Below are 8743 nucleotides of genomic sequence, written 5' to 3' on the forward strand. Positions count from 1 at the left end.
GGAGTTGATGCAATTGAAGGACGGAAACCCGGTCCCTCTGGCGAGAGCCGAGTATCGGCCGCCCTGCAACCGGCCCGGCGTCCGCGGGGCGGCCTGGTTGCTGGCGCTGCCGGCCCCCGCATGTGAAAGTGCCGCCTCTGGAGTTCGCTAGACCGCGCGTCATCATTTCAGGCGCGAACACTGCCATGCCGGATGCAACCGCGGGCTTCGCGGGATTGTTCAGGGAATACTGTGGTGGTAGAAGCGCCTCGCGACGGGAAGTTCAGGCAATTGGGGACTGGACGTGATTTCAGAGAAATTTGGATTTCCGCTGTGTTCGACGAAGCCTACTCCCCGACGTCGATCATAGCCGACGTCGAGATCTCCTAGTGCAATACACAAGGGAATTCTCGGTCGCCGCCAGAGCAGTTGTGGCCGCCCTGCTCGCGTGCGCCGCCGCCTACGTGGTGCTGCTGCTGCTGAAAAACTACCTTCCGTCGTTTCGATCGAACTTCGTCGAAGGCTTCGATATGGCCTTGGCCGACAGGAATTGCGATTTCTGCAAGAAGGCGTTCTACGGCTCGTTCTTCCTGTCCGGGCCGATTGCGGCGGCAGCGGCATTGTACGCGGCGTATCGATCATCGGGCTCGCTCGCGCTGAGCGCCATCACGGCGAGCTTCGTCTATCTTGCCCTCGACGCCGCCAATGAATGGAGGAGCCCCGGAATCGCGATCGCCCTGCTGGCGGCCGCGGCCATCACCGTCGCTCTCAATCGAGGCGCCAACAATTACCTTCCTGCCGCAAAACCCTCGGCCGACATCCCGTTCAGCGTGGGGGCGGCCGATCTGCTCGCGATCATATTCCTCGCCGTGCTGCTGATCCCCTCCGACCTCGAGGGCCTGACCGCCGCCGTGCGGGACGAAGCGCACAAGGTAAGTTACTTCATCGGTCCGGCGCTTTATGGCTACGCCCCCGGACTCGTTCCGGGATTGGACTTCCATTCGCATTACGGCCCCGCACTCGGCTGGTTCTTTCATCTCATCATGGGAGATGGCTGGAAATCGGCGGCGATGCGAGCGGTCGGATTGAACATCGCGATCACGCTCGCGACCTACATCCAGGCCTACTTTCTTCTGAATTACATGATCCGGTCGAGACTTGCCGCGATCGCCGTCATCACGGCGCTCGCCGTGCTGGCTTTCTCCACCACCGGCCAGTTCTACTCGCCGTCCGCCTACCCGACGCGATTTCCTCTCTTGATCGTCTTTGCGCTCGCGATCAGCCTGCACTGCACCGCTCCCGGGCGCCTGACATGGCTAGTCCTATCGGCCATCATGTGCGCCGTCTCGCTGATGTGGCAGACCGAGATCGGGCTGTTCTTCCTTGTAACGGGTACCTTCGTCGCGGCGATCGCCGGAGGCTTTCCGAACTATCGCAATGCCTTCGTGTTTGCAGTCACATCGATAGGTGCCGCAATCCTGATGTGCCTGGTGCTGTTCGGCACGAGAGCCTTCTCCCTGGAGTTTCTGATCGAATGCTTCCGCCCGCTCGTACTCTACGGGACCGGGTGGGGAAGCACGCCCATCAAATGGGACTTGGGCTGGGGCATCATCTACAATCTGCCGCTCCAGATCGTGGGATGCATCACCGTCGGCTGGGCCGCGATCCGGCTGTCACGGCACTCCGATTCTTGGCATGACCGGTTCGTGACCGGGATTCTGCTGACGCTGTCGATGATTGGCATGGCGCTGATGATCAAATGGGTCAACCGGACGCTGGACGCTGTCTGGCACCAGAACGCGTTGCCGCTGGTGATGGTCTCGGCATGGTGGATCCGCCAGTTCTCAACGGGGTGGCAACCGTCGTTCCGAAGAACCGCTGGCGCCATAGCGGCAGCTGCGACCGTTCTTGCGCTGCTGTTCGTGCAGGACAAGAACAATCCCCACCTCTACGGCCTGAGATCGTATGCAACTTATCCCAGCCTTCTGCGGTGGCCGTTCGTCTCGAGCCCGCCGGTTACGTGGCAGGAAGACCTTGAGCAGATCACCGAGGCCGATGCGAAGTTCATCCAGGATAAAACCAGGCCGGACGAGAGGGTCCTGGTCATCGCTATCAAGGATTGGGCCTATCTGGCGCAGGCCCATAGGGCACCCATGGCCTATTTCATGCCGTTCCTGGTGTCCTTTGACGCGCGGTTCCTGGATCGCTCGATGAACCCGGCGGACCGGCTGTTTTATGATAGCATGGTTGAGCGCAGGCCGGAGTACCACCATGTTCGAGAGGTCATGAAGCGGATCAAGCAAGATTTCGTGGCCGTGGAGACCAGGGGTAATTTGACACTCTACGAGCGGCGGCGGCCTTGACGTCGACCGTGCTCGTAGTCGTCGCGCGCGCACATGGCCGGCCGCATCCACCTCCGATTGAGGGATGGCGGCACGTCTTGCAAGACCTATCCACGGCTGCTACCTGCTTCGGCCGAGGACGCATAGGCCGGAGGAATGCTCCGCGTAGCCCGGATGGAATGTATCCGGGACCGTCTCATTGCCAGCCGCGCCGGTTTCCATTGAAGGTCGCCTCGTCGGACCTGCCCAAATGCGAGAATAATCAGTGACCGATCATTGCCGCCTCTGCCATTCGACCAACCTGCGACCGGTCATCGACCTCGGGCAAATGCCGATCGCGCATCGGCTTCGGCGCAGCCGGAACGAGCAGGAGGAGCGATATCCGTTCGAGGTGCTCGCCTGCGGCGAATGCGGCCTGCCGCAGATCGTCAAGCCGATCGATCCAGACATCCTGTATCGCCAGTTCAACTACAATTTCAGCAGCTGGAAGCCGGAGCCGCACCAGGTCGACGAGCTCGACACCATCGCGAAGTTCTCGAAGCACCAGTCCGTGTTCGAGATCGGATGCAACGACGGCCTGTTCATGGACAAGCTGCGCGAACGCGGCGCGAAGGTCCTCGTGGGCGTGGAGCCCAACCCCGTGTCGGGCAAGATTGCCCGCGAGCGCGGCATCAAGGTCTATTCCGACATGATCAGCCCGGCCCTGTGTCACGACGCGGTCGCCCAGGCCGGCAAGTTCGATCTCGTGGTCTCGCGTCAGGTGCTGGAGCACATCGTCGACTTCGAGAACTTTTTCGATTGCGTGAAGATTGCGCTGCGCGACGACGGGCTGCTGTTCATCGACGTGCCTGATTTCGCGCCCGGTTCGACCGAAGGCGACCTCTCCGTCCTCTGGGAGGAGCACGTCAGCTATTTCACCGAACCCACCCTGCTCGCTTTACTGGCGCGGCACGGCTTCGAGGCCGTGTCGGTGAAGAAATACAATTTCAGCGGCGGCAGCCTCGCGGTTGCGGCCCGCCGTGCCGCGGGCAGCGTGACGCCTCCGCCTGCTCCGTCCGGCGTCGGCGAAACATTCGGTCAGCGCGCAAGGGAATATGGTGCTCGTCTTCGCCCGATCCTCGCCAAGGCCCGCGCCGACGGCGCCGAGATCGCCATCTATGGCGCCGGTTGCCGCGCCTGCACCTTCACCAATGCCCATGAGCTGGCCGATCTCGTCGACCTCTCGGTCGACGACCAGAAGGAGCGCCAGGGCCTGTTCCTGCCCGGCACCGGGATTCCGATCCGCCCGCCGGACGATCTCGCCGGCAAGCCTGGGCCGCTCGTCTGTCTCCTCGCCGTGAACCAAGAGAACGAAGCCAAGGTGAGCAGCCGGCTGCGCGAGAACGTGAAGCGGCCGCTGCACATCGTTTCGATCTTTGCGCCCTCCGACATCTGGAGCGAGCTCGACCGTCTCGAGGCGGCGCTAAGGTCGCAGCATGGCTGAAGACAAGCTCTTCAACTATTACGAACGTCAGGACGTCCTGCCGACATTCGGAGATTTCAAGTCGTCGGCCGAGCTCGATGCCTATGCCGGCCAGCGCCGCGAACTGTTTGCGGACAAGCTGGTGCTGCCCCCGCGGCTGTTCCGCAATGCCGATGTGCTCGAGTTCGGTCCCGATTCCGGCGAAAACGCGCTGGTGTTTGCCGGCTGGGGCGCGAATATGACGCTTGCCGAGCCGAACCGGCATGCACACCCGAAGATACAGTCCTATTTTGCACATTTCGGCCTGACGGAGCGGCTGCGCGAGCTCGCACTGGCCGATGTCGAGGGATTCCGCAGCGATCGCCGCTTCGACATCATCGATGCCGAAGGATTTATCTACACGGTGCAGCCGACGGAAAACTGGCTCGGTATCTTCCACGGCCTGCTCAATCCGGACGGTTACGCCGTCGTGTCCTATTACGAGCGCTATGGCGGCTTTTTCGAGCTCGCGCTCAAGGCGATCCATGCGGCCGGCAAGGCGCTGACGGGTCGTCCTGCGCTCGAAACGGCCAGGATGCTGTTCGAGGCGAAGTGGAACAGCATTCCGCACACCCGCAGCTTCGAATCCTGGCTGATGGACGTGCTCGAAAATCCATTTGTGCGGTATCGGTACTTCCTCGACGCGGCAGCCTTGTGCACGGCGGCGCATGAGCAGGGATTTGATATCCATTCCGCGTGGCCGGCCTATCGCGACAGCCTGGACATCTACTGGCACAAGAAAGTCTTGCCCGGCGACGAGAAACTGCGGCGCGCGGTGCGCCATCTCGACCGCAGCCGCCTCAGCTTCCTGGGCGGACGCAAGCTCTACCTGGTCGGCAAGGCCGATGCCGTCGAGGCGATCTCGGCATCGATCGAGGCGCTGGTTCTCGACGTCGACGCGCTGATCGACGATCCCTTCGGCGCCAGCCTGCCGCGCGTGGTCGCAAGCCTCGGTTCGCTGCGCGAGACGATCCGGACGACGGACGTCCTCGCCGACGAGGCCGCCGACATCGAAGCCATCATTGCGACGCTCGACAGTTTCCATCGCATCTTTGGCGCGATCGGGCGACGCGATGCGTCCGCGGTCACTGCCCTCACCCAGACGGATCCAGCGTTCATCAACAGCTGGGGACAGCCGGCGCATTTCCTCGTCGTCCGAAAGCGCTCCGGGGAATCATAGCCAGTGAAGCCAGGCATTGGCATCATCGGGACAGGCATGGTCGGCCAGATGTGCCACCTCGCCAATTTCGCTGCCAATCCGGCCTGCCGCGTCGTCGCGGTCGCCGATCTCCGCCCGGATCTGGCCGCCGCCGCCGCGCAGAAGTTCGGCGTTGCGCGGGTCTATGGAACTCACCGGGAGTTGCTTGCAGACAGCGAGGTCTCCGCCGTGGTCGTCGTGACGAAGCGGCGTGCGACCGGGCCGATCGTCCTGGACGCGCTGAATAGCGGCCGTCACGTGCTGTCGGAAAAGCCGATGGCCTACACGACGGCTCAGGCCGAGACGCTGGTCGAAGCGGCGCGGCGACAGGACCTCATCTACAGCATCGGCTACATGAAACGACACGATGCCGGCGTGGCACGCGCACTTGCCGCGTTGGCGCGTCTTCGCGCAGACGGCTCGCTCGGGCGCATCGTCGCCGCGCGCGGCTGGTGCCTCGGCGGCGACACGGGCCGGGCGCAGGACAATTTCGTGATGACCGGCGAAGCACGGCCGGACGGGCTCGAACTCTGGGACGATGGTCCCGACTGGATGCCGCGCGCGATGCGCCAGGGCTACGACAACTTCCTGAACGTCTTCAGCCATATCATCAATCTGTCGCGCCACCTGCTCGGACCATCGCCGACGCTCCTCGAAAGCGCGATCGAGACCTCGGGAGCCGCCCGCCTGGCGCTCGACTTCAACGGTATTGCTTGCACGCTGGATCTCGCGAACGGAGCCAACGGCGCCTGGCGCGAGGGACTGGCAATCGATTTCGAGCGCGGAAGCCTGACCCTGGAATTGCCCGCTCCCTTCGCTGAACAGGAGGCGCAGGTCATCATCGTTCACGACGGCCAATCCACCCGACCGGCGCGCGCAACCAGCTGGGCGTTTCGGCGCCAGGCCGACGCCTTCGTCGCCGATATCGTCGACCGCAAAATACCCCTGGCGTCCGGCGCGGACTCGGTGACCGACATCTCACTGGCCGAAATGGTCTACGAGCGGCAGGCTGGCGGCACAGCGTGACCTGCAAGTCGTTTTCGTCGCGGCACATGATTGCAAGCCCGCGTGACGACCGGCCGTCAGGGGCGCCGGGGCTGCCTTGACCTCAAAAATACGACCTCCTATAGACTTCCGCTCTGGCTGGCCTGAGAGGCGTCCGGGACGATTTTCCGCAATGAACCTGCTACCGGGCCCGGCGCAAGCTGCTGCGATTGGTCTCAGCCTCGCCTTTCCACTGTTGTTGCTGCTTTACGCGCGCATCGCCGCCACCGGCGGAGCCGGCCGTCGTTTCCGGCTGGGCTGCGTCAGCCTCCTCATCCTTTACGCCGTCGCCTGCATCGCCCTTCCAGGTCAGCGCCAGGTCGGCGATGTGCTTGGCGGTCTCTTCCTGCTCGGGACCGCAATGATGCTCTGCTACATCCTGTTCAGCCTGCTGGCCTGGGGCTTCACGCTGACGCTGCTCACGGCGCTCGTTCAGGCCGGACGGCCTCTCACCCTCGAGCAATGGGCGACAGCCTACATGCAAGGTGGAGACCTCGGCACCTTCACGCACAATCGCCTGAAGCTCCTGATCGGGGCCGGCATGGTCGTCACGGCGGACGGCCGGCTTGCCCCCACCACCAAAGGAGTTGCGGTCGCGCATCTCGTCAAGCTCGTTCGTCTGTCGACAGGCCTTGGGTGAGGCGATGTCCTTTGCTGTCGGACTTGCCGCCGTCGCCGTGTTCGCCCTGCTGGCGCCTGCCCTGCAATTCATGGCGCGCACACGCGCATGGCCGCTTGGACCCGTCGCCCTGCTCGCGATTGCTGCCGTTGTCTCGCACGGTTTGGGGGTAACGCTCGGAATTCTCGTCGTCCCGCAGTTTCAGTACTGGGACGCCGCATCGGTATTCGGATTTTGCGTGATGGCTTACGTTTTCGCCTTTGGCGCCGTCTATAAATCGGTTTCGCTGGGCATCCTGCTCAGCCTCGTCGACCGCCCCGATCGCAGGGCCCCGTTGTCCGAGATCGTGGAACGGCAGGTTCCAGATCTGTTCCGCGGACGAATTGGGAACCTGATCGACGGGGGCCTTGTCGAACGCTCTGAGTCGCACTTTGCGGCAACGGCGGCGGGCCGAAACATGGCGGGCCATGTCGGGCGGCTGCGACGCGCGTTCGGCATCGGCGATACCAGTCTCTATGATTTTTCCGAATAGTTGCGCGGATCACACACATCCCAGGTTTCGCGCTGGTCCTGTGGGCATGCAGGGGACCTGCATTGTTCGCCCGGTTCAGATGACCTAGACTTTGCACAGGGGCCATCGGGACAGAATGGCCCCGTCAACGGGCGCATACGATGACACCTTCCAGGGCGGCAAAACGGCTTACGATCGTCATCCCTGCATTGAACGAGCAGGACAAGATCGCCGACACCATCGGCGGCGTGCTGCCACTCGCCCGCGAGCTGCTTGACGACTTCGAGATCTTCCTGATCGACGACGGCAGCACCGATGCGACCGGCGCGATCATGGACGAGTTCGCCGCCGGCGAGCCGCGCATCATCGTGCAGCATAACCCCAAACCGCGGGGCGTCGGCGCGGGCTTCGAATACGCTTTGGCGCGCGCGAAATTCGATGCCATCACGCTCATTCCCGGCGATCACGCCTTTCAGAACGAGGGTGTCGCCCGGATGTTCAAGGCGGCGGGCGCCGCCGACCTCGTCATCACCTATCGCGACAACCAGTCGGACCGCTCCATCAACCGCTCGCTGCAATCGCATTCGCTGCGGTTCGTCCTGAACTGCCTGTTCGGCTTCTGGCTGTCCGACTACCACAGCATGATCGTCTATCCCGTGAAATGGCTGCGCCAGATCGCGGTGAAGGCCGACGGTTACGGCTATCAGATCTGCGCGCTGATCTCGCTGCTCCAGCTAGGCCTCACCTACGTGCAGGTGCCCGTGAGCCTGAATGCGGAGCTGAAGGGCTCGTCCCGCGCGCTGCGGCTGCGGACCTATTTCGAGCTCATCGGGACGATCTTCTCGCTCATCCGCCGCGTTCCCATTCGTCACGTCGATCTCAGCCAGGTTCCCGGCGACCGCGAGCGGGTCCCGGCGCGCTAGGCGGGCCTGGCATTTGAACGTCGAGAATTGGGACCTGCTCCTGGCGTCAAGTCCGTGGGACGCACCCGTCCCTATCCCGCCAGCATCCAACTTAAGCGATTGATTTTGCTGGCAGGAGTGGCAGGGCTCGAACCTGCGACCCCCGGTTTTGGAGACCGGTGCTCTACCAATTGAGCTACACTCCTACGGACCCCGCGTCGCCACAGGATCAGGCGCGCTTTCAAGCACAAGGGACGGCCGCTTTGCAAGGGTGAACCGCGCCGGCTTCGCTTGTTTGTGCCGGGCTTTCTGGGCCACAGTCCGTTGGCAATAACAAAAACCAACCGGGAGTGCCCATGACCGCGACAGCGACCGCCACAGCCGCCCCACAGACCCCGCCTGTGCCGGAAGCCCGCCCCGAGACGCTCGGACTGTCACGTCCACGCCTCCAAGCCATGTCGGACGCCTTCAAGCGCGAGATCGACAAGGGAACCGTGCCCGGGGTGACCGTGCTGGTGGCAAGGCGCGGCCAGGTCGGCTGGTTCGAGGCGCTCGGAAAGCAGAGCCCGTCGGCCGCCACGCCGATGGCGCGTGATTCGATCTTCCGCATCTTCTCGATGACCAAGCCCATCGTCTCGGTCGCCATC

General features: G+C 63.3%; 8 protein-coding genes and 1 tRNA gene. 8 read left to right on the plus strand and 1 reads right to left on the minus strand.

The features are described from left to right. The first annotated feature begins 368 nt into the window (after positions 1-368). The 7 genes from JHD07_RS25140 (at position 369) to JHD07_RS25170 (ending at position 8117) form a co-directional block, all read left to right on the plus strand. Positions 369-2342, plus strand: coding sequence for a hypothetical protein (locus JHD07_RS25140; RefSeq protein ID WP_291626934.1), 1974 nt, complete (start codon positions 369-371; stop codon positions 2340-2342). A gap of 244 nt (positions 2343-2586) precedes the next feature. Beyond that, a complete protein-coding gene (locus tag JHD07_RS25145; RefSeq protein ID WP_291626936.1) occupies positions 2587-3804 on the plus strand; it encodes a class I SAM-dependent methyltransferase in 1218 nt (405 codons plus the stop codon). Then, positions 3797-5002: a class I SAM-dependent methyltransferase gene (locus tag JHD07_RS25150; RefSeq protein WP_291626937.1), complete on the plus strand. Its 1206-nt coding sequence runs from the start codon at positions 3797-3799 to the stop codon at positions 5000-5002. The genes JHD07_RS25145 and JHD07_RS25150 overlap by 8 nt, the downstream gene beginning before the upstream one ends. Before the next feature lie 3 nt (positions 5003-5005). Beyond that, on the plus strand, positions 5006-6046 hold the full coding sequence (locus JHD07_RS25155) for a Gfo/Idh/MocA family oxidoreductase (RefSeq protein WP_291626939.1): 1041 nt from the start codon (positions 5006-5008) through the stop codon (positions 6044-6046). A 151-nt stretch (positions 6047-6197) separates the two neighbouring features. Next, positions 6198-6704 (plus strand): hypothetical protein, encoded by a 507-nt coding sequence (locus JHD07_RS25160; RefSeq protein ID WP_291626942.1) that lies wholly within the window; start codon positions 6198-6200, stop codon positions 6702-6704. Positions 6705-6708: 4 nt separating this feature from the next. Beyond that, positions 6709-7215, plus strand: coding sequence for a hypothetical protein (locus JHD07_RS25165; protein WP_291626944.1), 507 nt, complete (start codon positions 6709-6711; stop codon positions 7213-7215). 140 nt (positions 7216-7355) lie between these two features. Then, entirely contained in the window at positions 7356-8117 is a 762-nt protein-coding gene (locus JHD07_RS25170) for a glycosyltransferase family 2 protein (protein ID WP_291626946.1), read from the plus strand. 109 nt (positions 8118-8226) lie between these two features. Here JHD07_RS25170 and JHD07_RS25175 read toward each other — a convergent pair. After that, a tRNA-Trp gene (locus JHD07_RS25175) sits at positions 8227-8302 on the minus strand. 150 nt (positions 8303-8452) lie between these two features. Here JHD07_RS25175 and JHD07_RS25180 point away from each other — a divergent pair. Beyond that, positions 8453-8743 (plus strand): serine hydrolase domain-containing protein (locus tag JHD07_RS25180; RefSeq protein ID WP_291626948.1); only part of this gene is annotated, 291 nt, incomplete at its 3' end.

This window comes from Bradyrhizobium sp. (genome assembly GCF_016462955.1).
GTDB lineage: Bacteria > Pseudomonadota > Alphaproteobacteria > Rhizobiales > Xanthobacteraceae > Bradyrhizobium.

Bases quoted from the DNA above. Each gene is read 5' to 3' on its own strand.
- JHD07_RS25150 (WP_291626937.1), top strand. From the start codon at position 3,797: ATGGCTGAAGACAAGCTCTTCAACTATTACGAACGTCAGGACGTCCTG.
- JHD07_RS25170 (WP_291626946.1), top strand. From the start codon at position 7,356: ATGACACCTTCCAGGGCGGCAAAACGGCTTACGATCGTCATCCCTGCA.
- JHD07_RS25165 (WP_291626944.1), top strand. From the start codon at position 6,709: ATGTCCTTTGCTGTCGGACTTGCCGCCGTCGCCGTGTTCGCCCTGCTG.
- JHD07_RS25160 (WP_291626942.1), top strand. From the start codon at position 6,198: ATGAACCTGCTACCGGGCCCGGCGCAAGCTGCTGCGATTGGTCTCAGC.